This window comes from Micromonospora sp. PLK6-60 (assembly GCF_019890675.1).
Taxonomy (GTDB): domain Bacteria; phylum Actinomycetota; class Actinomycetes; order Mycobacteriales; family Micromonosporaceae; genus Micromonospora.
Window position 1 is genome coordinate 104,045 of the sequence record NZ_JAIOAA010000013.1, and the last position, 18,376, is coordinate 122,420.

Here is an 18,376-nt window from a genome sequence, read left to right on the forward strand (position 1 = left end):
GCTCCCCATGAATGCACGGTCGTCTATTGCCAGTGCCGCAGCAGGCAGCCTAGTCTACGGAAGCGCTTACGTAAGCGCTTCCGTCTTCACCGACCACCAAACTGGAGGGGCGATGACGGCACGTGTCCCGATCGGGATCGTCGTGAACGGCGTGACCGGGCGGATGGGTTACCGGCAGCACCTGGTCCGTTCCCTGCTCGCGATCCGCGAGGAGGGCGGTCTGCCGCTGCGCGGCGGGGACCGGCTCTGGCCGGAGCTGCTCCTCGTGGGGCGCAACGAGGCGAAGCTGCGCGACATCGCCCGGCGGCACGGACTCACCGACTGGACCACCGATCTCGGCGCGGCCCTCGCCCGGCCGGACATGGCCGTCTACTTCGACGCCCAGGTGACCAGCGAACGGGAGAAGGCGCTCGGCCTGGCCGTCGCCGCCGGCAAGCACATCTACACCGAGAAGCCGGTCGCCACCACGGTGGGCGGCGCGGTCGAGCTGGCCCGGGCGGCCGACGCGGCCGGGGTCCGGCACGGCGTGGTGCAGGACAAGCTTTTCCTGCCCGGCCTGCGCAAGCTCGACCGGCTGGTCCGGGGCGGGTTCTTCGGCCGGATCCTGTCCGTGCGCGGGGAGTTCGGCTACTGGGTGTTCGAGGGGGACTGGCAGGCGGCGCAACGGCCCAGCTGGAACTACCGGACGGCCGACGGCGGCGGCATCGTGGTGGACATGTTCCCGCACTGGCACTACGTGCTGGAGCAGCTCTTCGCGCCGGTGCGCGCCGTCACCGCGCACGTCACCACCCACGTCCCGCGCCGCTGGGACGAGCGGGGCCAGCCGTACGCGGCGACCGCCGACGACGCCGCGTACGCCATCTTCGAGCTCGACGGTGGGATCGTCGCCCAGATCAACTCCTCCTGGGCGGTCCGGGTCAACCGGGACGAGTTGGTCGAGTTCCAGGTCGACGGCACCGAGGGCAGCGCCGTCGCCGGCCTGCGCCGCTGCCGGGTGCAGCACCGGGCCACCACCCCGAAGCCGGTGTGGAATCCGGACCTGCCCGGCGCCGACGACTTCCGGTCGCAGTGGCAGGAGGTGCCGGACAACGCGGAATACGACAACGGTTTCAAGGAGCAGTGGACGATGTTCCTGCGCCACGTCGTCGAGGACGCTCCGTACACCTGGGACCTGTGGGCCGGCGCGCGCGGCGTGCAACTGGCGGAGCTGGGCCTGCGCTCGGCCCGCGAGGGCCGGCGGGTCGAGGTCACCGAGCTGTCCGGCCGGGAGCCGGCATGAGCGCCGCGGTCACCCTGCCCGACGGGCCGCTGACCCTCACCGGCCGGGGCGCCGCGCACACCGGCCCGGGGCGGCCGTTCACCAGCCGGATCGCGTACGCCGCCGCACACGTGGTCGCCGACCCGGCGGCGGAGAACGGGCCCGGCGCCCCGGCCGCCGTCGACTGGGACGCCACCCTCGCCTTCCGCCGGCACCTGTGGTCGTACGGCTTCGGGGTGGCCGAGGCGATGGACACCGCGCAGCGCGGCATGGGCCTGGACCACCCGACGGCGCGCGAGCTGATCCGGCGCTCGGCGCGGGCGGCCTGGGAGACCGGCGGCGCGATCTGCGCGGGCGTCGCCACGGACCAGTTGCCCGCCGGCCCGGCCACCCTCGACGAGATCCGCACGGCGTACGCCGAGCAGCTGGCCGACGTGCAGGCCGCCGGCGCCCGGCCGGTGCTCATGTGCAGCCGCCACCTCGCCGCGACCGCCCGCTGCGCCGACGACTACCTGGACGTCTACGGTCGGCTGCTCGCCGAGGCGGACGGCCCGGTGCTGCTGCACTGGCTGGGGCCCGCGTTCGACCCGGCGCTGGCCGGCTACTGGGGCGCCCGCGACGCGGGTCGGGCCGCCGAGACGGTGCTGGCGCTGGTCGCCGCGCATCCCGGCCGGGTCGACGGGATCAAGCTGTCGCTGCTCGACGAGGACTTCGAGGTGGCGTTGCGCCGGCGGCTGCCGCCCGGCGTCCGGCTCTACACCGGGGACGACTTCCACTATCCGGCGCTGATCCGTGGTGACGCGCGGGGCCACTCCGACGCGCTGCTCGGCGTGCTGGCGGCGATTGCGCCACCGGCCGCGGCGGCGCTGCGCGCCCTCGACGCGGGGGACACCGACGGCTACGACCGGCTGCTGGCGCCGACGCTGCCGCTGGCCCGGCACCTGTTCGGCGCGCCGACCCTGCACTACAAGACCGGCATCGTCTTCCTGGCCTGGCTCGCCGGGCACCAGGACCACTTCACCATGGTCGGCGGCCTCCAGTCCGGACGGTCGCCGGCCCATCTCGGACGGCTGCTGCGGCTGGCCGACGCGGCCGGCCTGCTGCCCGACGCGGAACTGGCCGGGTACCGGGCCCGGGCGTTCTTCACCACGGCGGGGGTGGCCCAGTGAAACGGTTCGCGCTCAACTCGGCCACCACCCGACGCTGGCCGCTGCCGGAGCTGGTGGCGGGCTGCGTCGACGCCGGGGTGGCCGCGGTCGGGCTGTGGCGCGAGGACCTCGCGGCGTACGGCGTCGCGCCGGCCGCCGCCCTGGTCCGCGACGCCGGGCTCACCGTCACCTCGCTGTGCCGGGGCGGCTTCTTCGACGCGCCGGACTGGTACGACGAGAACCGGCGGGCGATCGACGAGGCGGCCACGCTCGGCGCCCCGGTGCTGGTGCTCGTCTCCGGCGGCCTGCCTTCCGGCGGCCGGGACCTCGACGCCGCCCGCGCGCACGTCGGCGAGGCGCTGGGCGCGCTGGTGCCGCACGCCCTGGCCGCCGGGGTCCGGCTGGCGGTCGAGCCGCTGCACCCGATGTTCTGCTCCGACCGGTGCGTGGTCGCCAGCCTCGGGCAGGCGCTCGACCTGGCCGCGCCCCATCCGAGCGAGGCGGTGGGGGTGGTGGTGGACACCTACCACCTGTGGTGGGACGACCAGGTGTGGACGCAGATCGCCCGCGCCGGCCGGGAGGGCCGGATCGCCTGCTTCCAGGTGGCCGACTGGGTGACGCCGCTGCCGGCCGGGGTGCTGCTCGGCCGGGGGCTGCCCGGCGCCGGCTGCGTCGAGCTGCGCCGGTTCCGGGAGGCGGTGGACGCCGCCGGCTACACCGGCCCGGTCGAGGTGGAGGTCTTCGCCGAACAGGTGTGGCGGCGCCCGGGCCGGGAGGTGCTCGACGAGGCGATCGCCGGCTACCGGACCCACGTCGCCTGAGCGGCGGGGCGGAAACCGCTTGCCGGCGTCGGCAGACTGCGGGCATGAACGTCCTCGACGAACTGCGCGGCCGGGCCGAGGCCGACCCGATCGTGGTGGGGCTGGTGCTGACCGGCTCGCACGCTCGCGGGATGGCGAACCGGTGGTCGGATGTGGACGTGATCGTGGTGGTCCGGGAACGCGGCGGCGGGTGGACCCGGACCCGGCGCAGCCCCGAGCTGGACGAGATCGTCTGCACGGTCGACGAGCTGGCCGACACCTCCGACCGGTGGCAGCGGTACGCCTACCGGGGCGCGCGGGTGCTGCTGGACCGGCTCGACGGCGGCGTCGCCGAGCTGGTCCGGCGGCAGGCGGTGCCCACCGCGGCGGAGGCGGGTGCCTGGGCCCGGGAGGCCCTCGACGGATACCTCAACCTCGCGTACCGGTCGGCCAAGAGCCGGCGGGCCGGGGACCCGGTGGCCGCCGAGCTGGACGCCCGGGAGAGCACGCCGTGGCTGCTGGAGACCGTGTTCGCGGGGCACGGGCGGCTGCGTCCGTACAACAAGTACCTGCGGTGGGAGCTGGCGACGTATCCGTTGCCGGCACCCTGGGACGCGGCGGACCTGCCGGGGCGGGCGTTGCGCGACCCGGTGGGGATGGCCCCGGAGGTGGTGCGGCTGGCCCGCCGGCACGGGCTGGGGGAGGTGGTCGACGGGTGGGGGGACGACCTGGCGCTGCTCGGCTGTGGCGGGGCTCACCCCGCTGATGACAGCCCACTCACGGATCGATGACGATCCCGTGACAACCGGGCCCGGTCGGTTTCGGTCAGCTCCGGTCCCGGGCATGAGCCACGTCGACCTCAATCCTGGGAAGGACGATCACGTGGAAATCACCGGCTTCTTCACCGCCATTGTCATCGGTCTGATCATCGGCGCGCTGGGCCGCCTGGTCGTGCCGGGCAAGCAGCGGATCCCGATCTGGCTCACCCTGCTGATCGGTGTGGTGGCCGCCATCCTCGGCACGCTGGTGGCCGGGGCGTTCGGCGTCGACGACACCCGCGGCATCGACTGGATCGAGCTGCTGCTCCAGGTTCTCTTCGCCGCCGCGGGCGTCTGGCTGGTCGCCGGGGCGTACGGCCGCCGCCGGCTCTGACCTACCCACGTCGTCGGCCCGCCACCTGCCTGGTGGCGGGCCGACGCGCGTCCCGGGCCGGCCGAGCGGGTGCTTAGGCCCTGTCCTGCCGATCATTGCCGGGCTGCGGCGGGCCCAGACGGCGACCGGCGGCGTTGTCGGTTCGTCCGGATACAACACCGGTATCCGGACGAACCTCCGCCTTGCCGGACCGCCGCCTGGACCGCGCCTCGCACCGACATGATCGACAGGACAGGGCCTAGTCCCCGGCCGGGGTCGGCGGCGGGACCGCCAGCGCGAGGGTGAGGTCCAGGACGACGGCCGGGTCGTGCAGCTTGTCGCCGTACAGCTCCCGCACCTTGCCCATCCGGTAGCGCACGGTCTGCGGGTGGACGAAGAGGTCCGCCGCCACGTCCTCCCGCCGCCCCTGGTGCAGCAGCCAGGAGCGCAGCGTCTCGGCGAGGCGTTGCGCGGTGGCCGGGGGCAGCCCGGCCAGCGGCTCCAGCACCTGGGCGCGCAGGTCGGCCAGGCCCTCCGGGTCCATGCTGAGCACCAGCTCGGCCAGGTGCGCCTCGGTGTCGAGCACCGGGCCGCGGTGGCCCGGGCCGAGCCCCAGGGCCAGCGCCCGGGTGGCCCGCTGGTACGAGCGGCTGACCCGGGTCCACGGGCGGACCGGGCCCAGCACCGCCCGGTGCCCGTGCAGCAGCCGGGCCAGCTGGCGGCGGCGCGGGCCGTGCATGTCGGGCACCAGCAGCACCGCCATCTCCTCGGCCGGCTCCACCCCGGGCAGGTCCTCCCCGCTCTCCAGGGTGTGCGGGCTGAGCAGGGCGAGGACCGCGCGGACGTTGCTGCGCGGCAGCAGCACGACGGTCAAGGTCTGCGGCGGCGGCCAGTCGGCCCGCTCGGCGCTGCGGCGCAGCGTGTCCTCCGGCTCGTCGGCGAGCAGTTGCTGGGTCAGCCGTTCCAGGTCGCGCCGCCGGACCCGGCCCGCGCTGGCCAGCTCGTCGGCGTGCCCGGCCACGCTGGCCGCCGACAGCTCGTCGATGTAGGCGAACATCAGCTCGGCGAACTCGGCCACCGTCTCGGCGGCGAGCCCGCTACGCACGGTGGTGGTGGAGACCTCCCGCCAGGCCACCCGGGCCCCCACCCGGTACGCGGCCAGCAGCGCGTCCATGCTGCGGCCGGAGCGGGCCTCGCCGCTGCCCAGCGCGTACGCCGCCTCCAGCGCCGGGGTCAGCGGGGTGCTCGGGTCGGTGGCCTGGGCGCCCTCGATGAGCTGGAGAAACGTGCCCAACGCGATGCGTACGGCGTGCTGTATCTTGTCCCGCATCGAGCCGGTGAGGGCCCCCGAGTAGCTGGGCACCTCGGCGGTGATCGCGGTGACCGTCCGCTCGGCCACCAGCGGCAGCCGGTCGCGCAGCCGGCCGGCCACCCCCTCGTCCAGTTGCAGGTGTGCGGCCCGGCGCGTCGTACCGGTTTCGTCCGACATTCTTGTGCTCCCCGAACAAAAACCCGTGGACAATTCACCTTAGCCGGTCAAGATGTTATGCGATCAGGGCGGTCACGCTGGTCGTATGACCACAACTGTCCCGCGTCCTCCCGCGAAGGTCTCCTTCCGGGACAGGCTGCTGCGCCTCGCCGAGACGGTCACCACCCCGCTGCTGCCGGACGACTACCTCGACCTGGTCGCGCCGCTGCGCGCCGGCGCGGACCTGCGCGGCCGGATCGTGGCCGTCGAGCCGGAGACCGCGGACGCGGCGACCGTGGTCATCCGGCCCGGCCGTGGGTGGCGCGGGCACACCCCCGGCCAGTACGTCCGGCTCGGGGTGGACGTCGACGGGGTCCGCCAGTGGCGGGCATACTCGGTCACCTCGCCGCCCGGTCGCCCGGACCGCTGCATCACGATCACCGTCAAGGCCATCGCCGACGGCAAGGTCAGCAACCACCTGGTCCGCCGGGTCCGGACCGGCACCATCGTCCAGCTCGACCAGGCGCAGGGGGACTTCGTGCTGCCGGCGGCGACGCCGCGCCGGCTGCTCTTCGTCACCGCCGGCAGCGGACTCACCCCGGTGATGGGGATGCTGCGGGCCGGCGCGCACGGCGACGCGGACGTGGTGCTGGTGCACTCGGCCCCCCGCCCGCAGGACGTGATCTTCGGCCCCGAGGTGCGGGAGCTGGCCGCCCGTGGTGTCATCCGACTGGTGGAGCGGCACACCGAGGTCGACGGGCTGCTCGGCCCGGACGAGCTGGCCGGGCTGGTCCCCGACCATCTGGAGCGCCAGACCTGGGCCTGCGGCCCGGTCGGGCTGCTCGACGCGCTCCAGGAGCGCTGGGCGTCGCACGGGGCCGCCGACCGGCTGCACATCGAGCGGTTCCGCCGCTCGGTCGCCGCGGTCGGCGAGGGCGGCACGGTGAGCTTCGCCCGCTCGGCGGTCACCGTGGCGGCCGACGGGGCCACCCCCATCCTCGAGGCCGGCGAGCAGGCCGGGGTGCTGATGCCGTCCGGCTGCCGGATGGGCATCTGCTTCGGCTGCGTGGTGCCACTGCGGGAGGGTGCGGTGCGAGACCTGCGCAACGGGGAACTGACCACGGCCGAGCCGGGCGACGGGGTGCTCATCCAGACCTGCGTGTCGGCGGCGGCCGGCCCCTGCGACATCGAACTCTGACGGAGGAACCACACGTGACCGTGATCCAGAAGAAGGCCCGCAACCCCATCGCGCACCTCAGCGCGGAGGACATCGAGATGCTCGGCAAGGAGCTCGACGCGATCCGCGACGAGGTGATCGCCAGCCGGGGCGAGCGGGACGCGGCCTACATCCGTCGGGTGATCAAGACGCAGCGCACGCTGGAGATCAGCAGCCGGGCGGTGCTGCTCTTCTCGCTCTTCCCGCCGGCCTGGCTGATCGGTACCGCGGCCCTGTCGGTGGCCAAGATCCTGGAGAACATGGAGATCGGGCACAACGTCCTGCACGGCCAGTGGGACTGGATGCGCGACCCGAAGATCCACTCGACGACGTGGGACTGGGACCACGTCTCGCCCCCCGAGCAGTGGAAGCACTCGCACAACGAGCTGCACCACACGTACACCAACGTGCTCGGCAAGGACAACGACCTCGGGTACGGCATCATGCGGGTCGACGAGGACCAGCCGTGGCACCCGGCCCACCTCGGCCAACCCTTCTACAACCTGGTCAACGCCGCCTTCTTCGAGTACGGCATCGCCGCGTACGACCTGGAGCTGGGCCGCAACCTCAAGGAGGGCCGGCACAAGTCGCCGGAGTTCCGGGCGCGGGTCCGGGCGGTCGGCCGCAAGATCCGCAAGCAGGTGCTCAAGGACTACGTCGTGCACCCGTTGCTCTCCGGCCCGTCCTTCCTCAGCACCCTGGCCGCCACCTTCACCGCGAACCTGGTCCGCAACGTGTGGAGCCACTCGGTGATCATGTGCGGGCACTTCCCGAAGGGCGTGGAGACCTTCGAGAAGACCTCCATCGAGGGGGAGACCAAGGGCGAGTGGTACCTGCGGCAGATGCTCGGCTCCGGCAACATCAGCGGCAGCAAGCTGATGCACATCATGACCGGCAACCTGTCGTTCCAGATCGAGCACCACATCTTCCCCGACCTGCCCAGCAACCGCTACCAGGAGATCGCCCCCAAGGTCCGCGACCTCTTCGACCGGTACGGGCTGAAGTACACCACCGGCTCCCTGCCCCGGCAGGTCGCCTCGGCCTGGTGGAAGGTCATCCGGCTCTCCCTGCCCAACCGCCGCGAGGCCGGCCCGGTCCAGGACCGCCCGATCGACGGCGGATCGGCCGGGGCCCCGCTGCCGGCGCTGGCCGGCTCCGCCGCCTGACCGCCGCTGACCAGGGGCGGCGAGCAGTGGCGGTCGCCCCGGGCAGCTGTCAGACTTGCCGCGGACGACACCTGCCACCGGGGCGAGGGGCGTGGTTGGCATGACGCAGCAGGAGTACGACCTCCGGCCGGACGCCGAGCGCTTCGACCTGTTCGGCGCCCAGGTGACGCTGCTGGACGCGGCGGCGCTGCTGACCGCGGCCGGCGCCGGCCCGGTCGAGCTGTTCCACGGGTGCGTGTTCCCGCCGCCGGTGCGCGACGTGCGGCTCACCATCCGGGTGGTGGAGACCGACGTGGTGCCCACCCACCGCTTCGACGCCGAGGTGCGCAGCACGCCCGGCGGCCGGGCCTCGGGGCTGTTCGCGCTGGGCGCCGTCGGCCCGGCCGGGGTGCTGCTCGCCCGCCGGCTCGCCGCCGCCGACCCGACTGCGGGCCGGGTGGTGGCCGGCGCGGGCCGGGTGGCGGCCGAGGCGACCCGCCGGCTCGGCCTGGTCGCCCCCGCGCCGACCGTGGTCACCGACCCCGACGAGGCCGGCGCGGCGGTGTTGCGGGAGGCCGAGGCGCTGGGCCTGGGCCCGGACATCGCGCACCGGGAAACCCCCGACGGCGGCTACACCAGCATCGTGCGCGGATCGGTCGCCAGCGACGCGGTGACCCCGGCGCACCTGCGGGCCATGATCGGGCTGGTGCTCCAGGCGGTGCGCGAACTGGCCGGCGACACCCCGGAGCCGCGGGTGCTGCGCGGGCGGACGTACCTGCTCGGCCGGCCGGCGGGGCCGGTCGTCACCGCCACCACCGCGCCACGCAGCGAGACGGTCACCCTGGACATGGTCGGCGGCCTCGACGAGGTGGTCGCCCGGTTCCGGGAGATCGCGATCTCCTTCCGGCATCCGGCCGTGATGGCCCGCTGGGGCGCCCGCCGGCCGCAGGGCATCCTCATGTACGGCCCGCCGGGCACCGGCAAGACCATGCTGGCCCGGGCGCTGGCCAACGAGGTCGGCGCGGAGTTCGTGGAGATCCGCACCCCGGAGATCCTGGACAAGTACCTCGGCGGCTCCGAACGCAACATCAAGCAGATCTTCCGGGACGCCCGGCGTTACCGGGAGCCCACGGTGATGCTCTTCGACGAGTTCGACAGCATCATCAGCTACGCCGGGGCGGGCGGGGACGCCGCCAGCCAGGCGGTCAACGCGGTCGCGGGCATCTTCAAGCAGGAGATGAACACGCTGATCGAGGAGAACCCGAACGTCATCGTGGTGGCGACCACCAACTTCCCGCACCGGGTGGACGCGTCGCTGACCCGCTCCGGGCGCTTCGACATCAAGGTGGCCATCCCGCTGCCCGACGAGCGGGGCCGCGCCGAGATCATCGCCAAGATGATCCGGGAGCTGATCACCAAGCACGAACGGTCCGGCTTCCGGATGTTCGCCGAGGACGTCGACCCGGCCGACCTGGCCGCGCTCACCGCGGGCCTCACCGGCGCCGACATCCGTGAGGTGCTGCGCCGGGTGCAGCTGGCCAAGGCGATGGCGGAGGCGACCGGCGCCGGCCCGGTCGGCCCGATCAGCCAGCACGACCTGCGCGAGGGCGTCGCCGGGCTGCGCCAGGGCTGAGCCTTCCGGGCACCACTGTCGTCAGTGGACGGCGCTAGCCTGAGCGTGATCTTCTCAGTGCGGTAGCCAAGGAGCCCCCTGATGCTCGATGACATGCGCGTGCTGCGCGACGCGGTGCGCAGATACCGCGAGGCGGCGACGGCCGCCGGCCTCGACTGGCCCGACCACGGCGAGTCCCCCACCGGGCAGCCGCCGGCAGTGGTCCACCGGATCTTCGGGGTGGACCACATCGCGGAGCAACTGACCTGGTTGCAGTCGCAGCGCTGGCCCGACCGGCAGGTGCTGCCCAACGTCGGCTGGCGGATGCCCTGGCCCGAGGACGCCGACGCGCTGGACTACCTGGGGATGTCGATCGGCACGCCGTTCCCGTGGCGGCAGCAACTGCCCCTGTTCCACTTCGACTACCTGCTCTACACGTTCGTGCTCGCCGGCGAGCACGAGGGCGAGATCTGGCGGTACGAGATCTCGCCGGACATGGGGGAGACGGTACGGGCAGCGACCAGCCTGGCCGCGCTCTTCGACCAGTGGACCAGGGGGATCGCCGCCGGTGTGGTCCGCTACGACGAGGACGGCAAGTGGCTGCTGGTCGAGGGCCTGGCCGGGGCGCCCGACCTCGACCCGCTGGCCTTCCCGGAGTCGCCGGTGGAGGAGACGCTGCTGCGGGCGCGGCAGCGCGAGTGCGGGGTGGACCTGGCCGTCGTCGAGGACCCCTTCGCGCAGAACGAGGAGCTGCTCGACGCCATCGACGCCGCCAAGGCGTCGCTCGGCGGGTAGCCGGGCCGCGCGGGTGGGTCGGGCCGGGACGGGCGGGTCGCCTCGTCCCGGCCCGGCGGTCGGCTCAGGTCATGTCGTCAGGCGTGGCTGCCAGCCGTCGCGAAAGCGCACCCCGCGCGGCTGGAGCCGGAGCTGATCGTGCACCGTGCCGGGGACCGGCTCGGTGTGCACCGTTTCGGGGCGGTCCACCACCACGCAGACGTCCGCACCGGGCCACCACCAGCCGCAGGAGCGGGCCAGGCCGGCCCAGACGTCGAGGTGCTCGCTCTCGTCCGGTCCGTACCGGGCCAGGCCGAGTCGCCGCAGCACGTCGTAGTAGGCGATCCAGGACGCCTCCTGCTGCCCGTACCAGCACACCGGCAGTGCGGTGTCACCGGCGAGCGCGGCGCGCACGGGTGACCGGAAGCCGTGCGCGAGGCTGCGGTGCAGCGCCACGCGTACGCCCTGGTGCAGCAGCACGGCGAGCGGAACGCCGCGGTCGAGCGCGGACAGCGGCGGCAGTTCCGGCCACGGTTCTCTGGTCTTGCCCATCCGCACCGGTGACAACTCCGGGTCGGGGTGCGTGAGGCCCGCGCTCAACGCGGCGCGCAGTTGGGCGACGACCATGGCGAGATCGCTGGCCACCGGCGGTGTGCCGGCGGAACGCGGGTCGCGGATCCGCTCGTAGAGCTGGTCGAGGGTGGGCCAGCCGGTGATCAGCGGCAGTGCCTTCGCCGGAGAGTCGACCCATTCGAACCGGGGTCGCGGCCGCGATGCCCTGGCATAGATGGCGGTCAGACAGCGTTCGGCGGTCGGCCGGTCGGCCGGCGCGGTGGACAGCCCGTGGTCGAGCCACCCTTGGCGGATCAGACTGGCCTGCTGCCACAGGTCGCGGGCGGTGCCGTCGCGAGCGGGCTGGAGGGGATGCGCGGCGTCGTGCCGCGCGGGGGCGCTCAACGCGCCAGGGCGTCGCCGCCCTTCCGGTAGGAGATCATCATTCGACTATGGCGTACGGGGCGGCGCCGGCGCAACCGGTTACCCGGGCGGCGCGGCGGCGGGCTTTCGCTTGTCGCGTTTCGCGGTGCGCCCCGGGGTGGCCGGTCTGACACGCTACGAACTTGATGTCGTAGACGAATCAGCCGGCCGGGAGATGCCCGCCGCTTGCCGCATTTTGCGCCGGAGGTGATTCGTTCACGTCATCAAGTTCGTAGGTTGCGCGACACACCTCCGGCTGCCGGTACCCCCTCAGCCGGATCGACGATCAGGACGGGCGACCGCCGAACGCCGAACGCCCAGGATCCGTGGGGCAGCCGAGATGCCCGCACGGACGACCTGATCTTGCTCCGCTACGATGCCCCGGACCGGCGTGGGTCGGATGGCACCGAGAGGGGCGCGGCAGCATGCAGGCGATGGTCCGGATCGTGCTGGTCGGTTTGCTGGTGGCGGCGACGGGGGCGTGTCACAGCGGCTCAGAGGCGTCGCCGGCCCGGTCCGATCCGGCGTTCCTGCCGGCGTCCGGGGCCTGCCATCAGACGATGACGGAGGGGCGCCACGACGAGGCGTACCGCCCAATCCCGTGCAGCTCCCGGCACGAGACGGAAACGCTCCTGGTGAGCAGCTTCGGTGGGGTCGACGCCGAGGCGGAGGCTGCACCGGACGCCGACAGCGAGGCCATGTTCCGCGTCTACGACGCCTGCGACAGGCGGGCCGAGCAGTGGCTCGGTGGCGACTGGCGGAAGTCCCGGCTGGCGATGAAGGCGTTGGTCCCGAGCGCCGACCAGTGGTCGGCCGGCGAGCGCTGGTACCGCTGTGACGTGGCCGAGATGGAGGCACTGGACCTGTGGGTGCCGATCCCCCGGGCCAACAGCCTCAAGGGCGCCCTCCGCGGGGACTCGCCGATGCTGCTCGCCTGTTTCCGGGAACCCCGGTTCGACGGTGACGATCTGCTGAGCATTCCGCCGGCATCCTGCACCGGGCCGCACGACACGGAATTCGTCGGTACCTGGCGCTCCGAACTCACGCCGGACGACGAATCGATCTCCGGCGAGGACCTCGACGAGGGATGCTGGGGGATCGCTGCGAGCTTCGTGGACGTTCCGGAGAAGACGCTGCGCAAGCGGATGCGGATAATGACGACCTTCGTCGAACTGCCGGAGTGGACGGCGGGCTTCCCCGGCGGCCTCTGCTTCCTGCAAGCGCCGTCACATTCGCTCACCCGGTCGCTGCGGGGCGCCGGTGCCGGGGGCCTGCCGTCCGGCGGTGCCTGACGCGATCCTCGCCGGTCGCGGATCGCCTCGCCGGTGGCCGTCGGAGCTTCCGTTCAGGACGGGCGACCGGCCGAACGCCCAGTCGTGCACCTCGATCTCGGCGTACCGCGCGGCGGTCAGCACGGCGCGTGCCTCGTCCGGGTCGGCCGCCCGGACCAGTGCCGCCGTACCCAGCCAGGTCGTGCCGTCGTCGGACAGCAACGGCCCGTACGCGATCAGGTCGTGGCGGTCGGCCGGCGCGGTGAGGTCGGCGGCCGGGCCGGTGCCGAGCCCGAGCACCAGGTAGCGGTTGCCGCCGTCCCGGCCGCCGGGAAAGTCCCACATGGTGCGCCCCAGCGTGTTGCGCCACCGGCGCAGCAGCACGTCCCGGTAGGCGCCCGCCTGGTAGTTGGGCTCGTCGAAGGCGAACGCCCGGGCGGCCGTCGGATCGGGCAGGTCGAGGATGTGCAGGCTGCCGGTGGGCGTGCGGCCGTCCTGACCGAAAGTCGGCCCACGGGCGATCATCACCGCCGCATAGCCGTCCATGTAGGACCAGTGCGCTTCGCGCAGTTCCTCGCGCAGGGCCAGCGAGTCCCGGCGGTCGCGGTGATAGCAGAAGAATTCCATGCCGTGATCCTGCTCGTCGTGCCTGGCGTGGATCGGAAGCGGGGTACCGCCCGGTCGCGTCGGTCTGGTGCTTCAGCCGATGGGGATCCGGTAGACGAGGTCGTACCGGCCACCCGGTAGCACGATGTCTGCCGTCTCGACCGGTAGGTCGCCGGCAAGGTAGGTCCGCTCGATGGTGTGTACGAACGCGCGGGCCGGAAGGCTGAGAGCTTCCACCTCACCGGCCGTCGCAGCCCGGAGGCTTACGCGTTCGACGACCTCGCTGAGCCGGACACCGATCACGTCCATGCGGGCCACCACGCCCGCCGGTCCGCCGGCTTCCGGCCACTCCACGGGCGTGCCCTGTGTGATGGCGAGCGGCTCGTAGGAGGTGGAGAGCTGGATCGGCTCGCCGTCGGCGAGGAACCGGTAGGACGTTCGCATCACCGCCGCTCCCGGCTCGACGCCGAGCCGGGCGGCGATCCGCTCATCCGCCTGGTCGTGGCGGCTGTCGTGCTCCCAGGTCCCCTGCTGCCCGGCGCGAGCCGCGTCGCGGGCGAATGGCGAGGTTGGACCGTCGCCAGCCCGCAGGTCGCGGCCCTGCGCATGACGGACCAGCCGGCGGGTGTCGCGGACGTACACGCCGGAGCCAGCGCGCCCCTCCACGATGCCCTCTCCCTTGAGTACGGCGATCGCCCACTTGGCCACGGTGCGACTCACGCCGTACTGGCGCATCAGGCCGGTTTCCGACGGGAGCTTCGCCCCGGCGGGAAGGTCGCCAGACATGATCGCGGCCCGCAGGTCGGCAGCGATCTTCAGATAGGCAGGCGAGGTCGGCATTCGAGTTTTACCTCCGGTCAGCCTGCTCAGTCGATCACACCCAACCTGGTGTGCCAAGTTCGCGCGCCCTCTTGCCTGAGGCGAACCTAGTGCACTAGCTTTCAATGGCGTCCCGTTACTGCCTGGCTCCGGTCAGCAACCATGCCTGGGAGTGGCGGGACGCCCCAATTGAGCGACCAGCGCCTGCGCATCTCCAGGGCACGGTCTGTTTCCCATGGTGCGAGGGAGGCCCCTTGGCAACTTCCGGGTACGCGATTGTCCGCAGGCTGATCGGACGACCCGAGGCCGTGCAGTGCGGCGTCGGCCGGCTTATCCAAGAACACGAGCATGCCGAGGCGCATCAACGGTTGCTCGATCAGGCGAGGCGTTCACGGGATGTGCGGCGGAACCGCGAGCTGACGCAGGAGGTCCTTACTGCGTCGCTGAAGTCAGGGAACGAAGCGTGCAGCACATCGACTAACGGCCGGCAGCGTGTCGCGTACGAGGAATATCTCCTCGCCGTCGCGCTGACCCTGGCCCGACGCCACCGGCCGGTGTGGTCGTGGCGGAGGTGGCGGCGGATCTGTCGCTGCGGAGCGGACCTGCCGTGCCGTTTCCGCCACCGGATGCCGATCGGTCGCGCCCACTGGCCGCAGGGGAGCTGAGGTGACCGACCAGGAGCAGGCGATCCTGGCTGTGCACGTGCGCGGGCTCGACGGCATGTGTGCCGGGTGCCGGGCGTGGTGGGGGCGGCTCACCCCGTACCCGTGCTGGCAGGTGGAGTGGGCGACCAGCCGGCGGGCGCGGGCGATCACCGCGCGTTTCCTCGGGGTCGGAGCGTGACCACCCACGGGCCGGTGCTGCCGATCTGGACCTGCGGCGGCTGCGGAGCGCCGTGGCCGTGCGCCACCCGGCGGCAGGAGCTGCGGGCCGAGTACGCGGACGCGCCGGTCTCGCTGGCGTTGTACCTGGGGGCGCAGCTCGTCCGCGCCACCGCGGACCTGACCTGGGCGCCCGCCGGCACCCTGCACCGGCGCTTCCTGGGCTGGCTGCGGTGAGCGCGTCGCGCGGGGCCACGGCACGGCCCTGTTGCCGCTAGGCTGGCCGCAGCGTCGCGTGCCGGTGGCAGACCGTGTCAGGCATGGAGGCGCCGGACCGAAGGGAAGCACGACGTTGATGACCGTCGTCCCTTCGCCCTTCACTCGTGAGTGAGGGCGAGCAGACCAGGCTGGTGGCCTGGAGCCGAGAGTTGCAGGCCGTTCATGTCCGGCTGCGCGAAGCGCTGACGGTGACCCGGCAGGCCCTGGCCGCCGGCGAGCCGGCGCAGCCGGCGACCAGGGACCTGCTGTTGTTCTGTCACGGGTTCTGTGCCGCGTTGACCGCCCACCACGAGGGCGAGGACCGCGACCTGTTCCCGGCGATCGCCGGGCGGCACCCCGAGTTGCGCGAGGCGCTGCGCTACCTGCGGCAGGACCACTCGATGATCGCGCACCTGCTGGCCGGGTTGCAGGCCGCCGTGGCCCGGTCCGCCCCACCGGAAGAGCTGGCCCGCCATCTGGAGGGGGTGGCGGCCATCATGGAGTCACACTTCCGGTACGAGGAACGCCAGCTGCGTACGGTGCTGGCGACCCTGGCCCTGGACGCGGACCCGGCGGTGGTGCTGGGGCCGCTGTGAGCCGGCCGGCTCAGGCGGCGGCGCCGAACCAGCGGGACAGCTGGGGGAGCAGCTCCCGCTGGTCGTCCCCGGCCCACGCGACGTGCCCGTCGGGCCGCAGCAGCACGGCGGGCACGTCCAGCTCCTCGCTGACGTCGACGACGTGGTCGACCCGGTCTGCCCAGCCCCGCACCGAGAGCTGCCCGGTCTGGTCGAGCAGCAGGCCCCGGCCGCCGCGCGTCAGCTCGTAGAGCCGGCCCCGCTTCAGCCGCACGTCCCGCAGGCGCCGGCCGAGCAGGTCGTGGCCCGCGCCGAAGTCGTAGCGGACCCCGAGCGCGGTGACCTTCTCGGTGAGGTGCCGGTTGACGTCCTCGAAGTCGAGCAGCTCCGTCATCAGCCGGCGCACCGCCCGCGCGCCCGGCTCGGTGGACATCAGCTCCATCTGGGCCCGGGTGTTGTCGAGCACGTCGGCGGCCACCGGTCGCCGTTCGTCGTGGTAGCTGTCCAGCAGCCCGTCCGGCGCCCAGCCGGCGACCGTGGCGGCCAGCTTCCAGCCCAGGTTGAACGCGTCCTGGATGCCGAGGTTGAGCCCCTGCCCGCCGGTCGGCGGGTGGACGTGCGCGGCGTCGCCGGCCAGCAGCACCCGGCCGACCCGGTAACGCTCGACCAGCCGGGTGGCGTCGCCGAAGCGGGACAGCCAGCGCGGTGAGTGCACGCCGAAGTCGGTGCCCGCGTACGCCCGCAGTTGTCGGCTGAACTCCTCCAGGGTCGGCGGCGTGCGGTCATCGGCCACCCCCTCGGCCGGCACCACCACCCGGTACGCCCCGTCGACGCTGACCGGCCCGAGGCCGAACCGCAGCTGGGTCCTGCGGACCTCGGCCACCACGGCCGCGATCGTCTCCGGCGACGCGGTCACCTCCATCTCGCCCAGCAGCGTCTCGTTGCGGCTGGGCTCACCGGGGAAGTCGACGCCGAGCAGCTTGCGTACGGTGCTGCGGCCGCCGTCGCAGCCGACGAGGTAGCCCGACCGCACGGTCGTGCCGTCGGCCAGCTCGGCCGTCACCCCGTCGTCGTCCTGGCTCAGCCCGACCAGCGCGCAACCGCGCCGCACCTCGGCGCCCACCTCGGCGGCGTGTTCGGCCAGCAGGCGATCGGTGGTGGTCTGCGGAATGCCGAGGACGTAGCCGTGCGCGGTGTCCAGCCGGGGCGCGGGTTTCGGGATCGCCGCGAAGAAGCCGGCGACCGGGTGCTGCTGGCCGTGCGCCAGGAACCGTTCCAGCAGGCCGCGCTGGTCCATCACCTCGATGCTGCGGACGTGCAGGCCCAGCGAGCGGACGTACCGGGTCGGCTCCGCCTCCTTCTCCAGCACGAGCACCCGTACCCCGTGCAGCCGCAACTCGGCGGCCAGCATCAGGCCGGTCGGTCCGCCACCGGCAATGATCACGTCAAACATGAGCCGTCCATTTCACTGGGGTCGCATTTCAATGCGTACGAATTCTTGATTTCCGCGCCTGATGGCTTCGGGCGGAAATTCTGCGGCATGACCCGGGTCTTGCCGCAAGGCCCCCAGTGCGGTATACGTTAAGAGTGGCAGGGAGAAGCGATCTCCCTGCCTTTCGCTTTTGTGGACTTGTGCCTGCTCAGGGCGGCGGTGGGTCAGGAGGCCGCCGCGGGCTTCCTGGTGGGATCGACCGAGGTGGGGCCGTGATCGGGGCGGCGGGTCAACACCCGTGGGCCGGCTTCGGTGATGGCGACCGTGTGTTCGGAGTGGGCGGTGCGGGAGCCGTCGGCGGAACGAATCGTCCAGCCGTCCTTGTCGTACCTGATTTTGTCGGTGGAGCCGCAGAACCAGGGCTCGATGGCGATGGTGAGACCGGGGACCAGTTTCACGCCGCGGCGGGGGCGACCGTTGTTGGCCACGTGCGGGGCCTCGTGCATGGTGCGGCCGATGCCGTGGCCGCCGAACTCGGCGTTGACGCCGTAGCCGTAGGAGTGGGCGACCTCGCCGATCGCGGCGGAGACGTCGCCGAGGCGGCCGCCGGGCTGGGCGGCGGCGATGGCTGCCGTCAGGGCGACCTCGGTGGCCTCGATCAGCCTGAGGTCCGCCGGGTCGGGGGTGCCGACGACGACGGAGAGCGCGGAGTCGGCGACCCAGCCGTCGATGCCGACCGCCATGTCGATGCTCAGCAGGTCGCCGTCGCGCAGCACGTAGTCGTGCGGCAGGCCGTGCAGCACCGCGTCGTTCACCGACAGGCACAGCACGTTGCGGAACGGGCCACGGCCGAACGAGGGGGCGTAGTCCCAGTAGCAGGACTCGGCGCCGCGCTCGGCGATCCGGCGACGGGCGTGGTGTTCGAGGTCCATCAGGTTGACCCCGACCGCGGCGACACCGCTCAGCTCGGCGAGCAACTCGCCGACGAACTGGCCGGTCACCGCCATCCGGTCGATCTCCTCGGCGGACTTGAGCTCGATCACGACTTTCTCCCCCTCCGTCTGCGG

General features: G+C 72.8%; 19 protein-coding genes. 13 read left to right on the forward strand and 6 right to left on the reverse strand.

What is annotated here, in order from left to right:
• Positions 1-112: 112 nt before the first annotated feature.
• The 5 genes from K7640_RS22270 to K7640_RS22290 all read left to right on the forward strand — a co-directional run bounded on the left by K7640_RS22270 (position 113) and on the right by K7640_RS22290 (position 4,358).
• Positions 113-1,279: a Gfo/Idh/MocA family protein gene (locus K7640_RS22270; RefSeq protein ID WP_222956822.1), complete on the forward strand. Its 1,167-nt coding sequence runs from the start codon at positions 113-115 to the stop codon at positions 1,277-1,279.
• Entirely contained in the window at positions 1,276-2,427 is a 1,152-nt protein-coding gene (locus K7640_RS22275; protein ID WP_222956823.1) for a dihydrodipicolinate synthase family protein, read from the forward strand. The genes K7640_RS22270 and K7640_RS22275 overlap by 4 nt, the downstream gene beginning before the upstream one ends.
• On the forward strand, positions 2,424-3,227 hold the full coding sequence (locus K7640_RS22280) for a sugar phosphate isomerase/epimerase (protein WP_222956824.1): 804 nt from the start codon (positions 2,424-2,426) through the stop codon (positions 3,225-3,227). The genes K7640_RS22275 and K7640_RS22280 overlap by 4 nt, the downstream gene beginning before the upstream one ends.
• A 44-nt stretch (positions 3,228-3,271) precedes the next feature.
• Positions 3,272-3,997, forward strand: coding sequence for a nucleotidyltransferase domain-containing protein (locus tag K7640_RS22285; RefSeq protein WP_222956825.1), 726 nt, complete (start codon positions 3,272-3,274; stop codon positions 3,995-3,997).
• Positions 3,998-4,088: 91 nt separating this feature from the next.
• The gene (locus K7640_RS22290; RefSeq protein WP_222956877.1) at positions 4,089-4,358 is read left to right on the forward strand and encodes a GlsB/YeaQ/YmgE family stress response membrane protein; all 270 of its coding nucleotides are present in this window, start codon (positions 4,089-4,091) and stop codon (positions 4,356-4,358) included.
• Positions 4,359-4,596: 238 nt separating this feature from the next.
• On the opposite strand, the gene K7640_RS22295 is transcribed toward K7640_RS22290, so the two are convergent.
• A complete protein-coding gene (locus tag K7640_RS22295; RefSeq protein WP_222956826.1) occupies positions 4,597-5,826 on the reverse strand; it encodes a CdaR family transcriptional regulator in 1,230 nt (409 codons plus the stop codon).
• A gap of 85 nt (positions 5,827-5,911) precedes the next feature.
• Between K7640_RS22295 and K7640_RS22300 the strand changes: the two genes are divergently transcribed.
• From K7640_RS22300 to K7640_RS22315, 4 genes are all read left to right on the forward strand, one after another.
• A complete protein-coding gene (locus K7640_RS22300) occupies positions 5,912-7,003 on the forward strand; it encodes a ferredoxin reductase (RefSeq protein WP_222956827.1) in 1,092 nt (363 codons plus the stop codon).
• 14 nt (positions 7,004-7,017) lie between these two features.
• Positions 7,018-8,187, forward strand: a complete 1,170-nt coding sequence (locus K7640_RS22305; RefSeq protein ID WP_222956828.1) for an acyl-CoA desaturase — start codon at positions 7,018-7,020, stop codon at positions 8,185-8,187.
• 100 nt (positions 8,188-8,287) lie between these two features.
• Positions 8,288-9,799: a 26S protease regulatory subunit gene (locus K7640_RS22310; RefSeq protein ID WP_222956829.1), complete on the forward strand. Its 1,512-nt coding sequence runs from the start codon at positions 8,288-8,290 to the stop codon at positions 9,797-9,799.
• A gap of 81 nt (positions 9,800-9,880) precedes the next feature.
• Positions 9,881-10,573: a hypothetical protein gene (locus K7640_RS22315; RefSeq protein WP_222956830.1), complete on the forward strand. Its 693-nt coding sequence runs from the start codon at positions 9,881-9,883 to the stop codon at positions 10,571-10,573.
• A gap of 69 nt (positions 10,574-10,642) precedes the next feature.
• Here K7640_RS22315 and K7640_RS22320 read toward each other — a convergent pair whose 3' ends face one another.
• Complete coding sequence (locus tag K7640_RS22320) at positions 10,643-11,509, reverse strand: DUF6745 domain-containing protein (protein ID WP_255609736.1); 867 nt, start codon at positions 11,507-11,509, stop codon at positions 10,643-10,645.
• 452 nt (positions 11,510-11,961) lie between these two features.
• Between K7640_RS22320 and K7640_RS22325 the strand changes: the two genes are divergently transcribed.
• Positions 11,962-12,819, forward strand: coding sequence for a septum formation family protein (locus tag K7640_RS22325; protein WP_222956831.1), 858 nt, complete (start codon positions 11,962-11,964; stop codon positions 12,817-12,819).
• Here K7640_RS22325 and K7640_RS22330 read toward each other — a convergent pair.
• Positions 12,754-13,425, reverse strand: coding sequence for a YciI family protein (locus K7640_RS22330; protein ID WP_222956832.1), 672 nt, complete (start codon positions 13,423-13,425; stop codon positions 12,754-12,756). The genes K7640_RS22325 and K7640_RS22330 overlap by 66 nt on opposite strands.
• A gap of 72 nt (positions 13,426-13,497) precedes the next feature.
• Entirely contained in the window at positions 13,498-14,244 is a 747-nt protein-coding gene (locus K7640_RS22335) for a GntR family transcriptional regulator (protein ID WP_222956833.1), read from the reverse strand.
• A 645-nt stretch (positions 14,245-14,889) separates the two neighbouring features.
• On the opposite strand from K7640_RS22335, the gene K7640_RS22340 reads away from it, so the two are divergent.
• The 3 genes from K7640_RS22340 (at position 14,890) to K7640_RS22350 (ending at position 15,898) form a co-directional block, all read left to right on the forward strand.
• Positions 14,890-15,066: a hypothetical protein gene (locus K7640_RS22340; RefSeq protein ID WP_222956883.1), complete on the forward strand. Its 177-nt coding sequence runs from the start codon at positions 14,890-14,892 to the stop codon at positions 15,064-15,066.
• The gene (locus K7640_RS22345; protein ID WP_222956834.1) at positions 15,063-15,281 is read left to right on the forward strand and encodes a hypothetical protein; all 219 of its coding nucleotides are present in this window, start codon (positions 15,063-15,065) and stop codon (positions 15,279-15,281) included. Before K7640_RS22340 ends, K7640_RS22345 begins: the two co-directional genes overlap by 4 nt.
• Positions 15,282-15,427: 146 nt before the next feature.
• Positions 15,428-15,898, forward strand: coding sequence for a hemerythrin domain-containing protein (locus K7640_RS22350; protein ID WP_222956835.1), 471 nt, complete (start codon positions 15,428-15,430; stop codon positions 15,896-15,898).
• A gap of 10 nt (positions 15,899-15,908) precedes the next feature.
• Here the strand turns inward: K7640_RS22350 and rox are convergent, their stop codons facing one another.
• Positions 15,909-17,330 (reverse strand): rifampin monooxygenase, encoded by a 1,422-nt coding sequence (gene rox, locus K7640_RS22355; protein WP_222956836.1) that lies wholly within the window; start codon positions 17,328-17,330, stop codon positions 15,909-15,911.
• 203 nt (positions 17,331-17,533) lie between these two features.
• Positions 17,534-18,352 carry a type I methionyl aminopeptidase gene (map, locus tag K7640_RS22360; RefSeq protein WP_222956837.1) on the reverse strand — a complete coding sequence of 273 codons (819 nt, stop codon included), beginning with the start codon at positions 18,350-18,352 and terminating at the stop codon, positions 17,534-17,536.
• Positions 18,353-18,376 lie beyond the last annotated feature (24 nt).

Coding starts and splice junctions, on each gene's coding strand:
- K7640_RS22335 (WP_222956833.1), bottom strand. CDS start 14,244: ATGCCGACCTCGCCTGCCTATCTGAAGATCGCTGCCGACCTGCGGGCC.
- K7640_RS22275 (WP_222956823.1), top strand. CDS start 1,276: ATGAGCGCCGCGGTCACCCTGCCCGACGGGCCGCTGACCCTCACCGGC.
- K7640_RS22270 (WP_222956822.1), top strand. CDS start 113: ATGACGGCACGTGTCCCGATCGGGATCGTCGTGAACGGCGTGACCGGG.
- K7640_RS22285 (WP_222956825.1), top strand. CDS start 3,272: ATGAACGTCCTCGACGAACTGCGCGGCCGGGCCGAGGCCGACCCGATC.
- K7640_RS22330 (WP_222956832.1), bottom strand. CDS start 13,425: ATGGAATTCTTCTGCTATCACCGCGACCGCCGGGACTCGCTGGCCCTG.
- K7640_RS22315 (WP_222956830.1), top strand. CDS start 9,881: ATGCTCGATGACATGCGCGTGCTGCGCGACGCGGTGCGCAGATACCGC.
- rox (WP_222956836.1), bottom strand. CDS start 17,330: ATGTTTGACGTGATCATTGCCGGTGGCGGACCGACCGGCCTGATGCTG.
- K7640_RS22300 (WP_222956827.1), top strand. CDS start 5,912: ATGACCACAACTGTCCCGCGTCCTCCCGCGAAGGTCTCCTTCCGGGAC.
- K7640_RS22325 (WP_222956831.1), top strand. CDS start 11,962: ATGGTCCGGATCGTGCTGGTCGGTTTGCTGGTGGCGGCGACGGGGGCG.
- K7640_RS22295 (WP_222956826.1), bottom strand. CDS start 5,826: ATGTCGGACGAAACCGGTACGACGCGCCGGGCCGCACACCTGCAACTG.
- K7640_RS22310 (WP_222956829.1), top strand. CDS start 8,288: ATGACGCAGCAGGAGTACGACCTCCGGCCGGACGCCGAGCGCTTCGAC.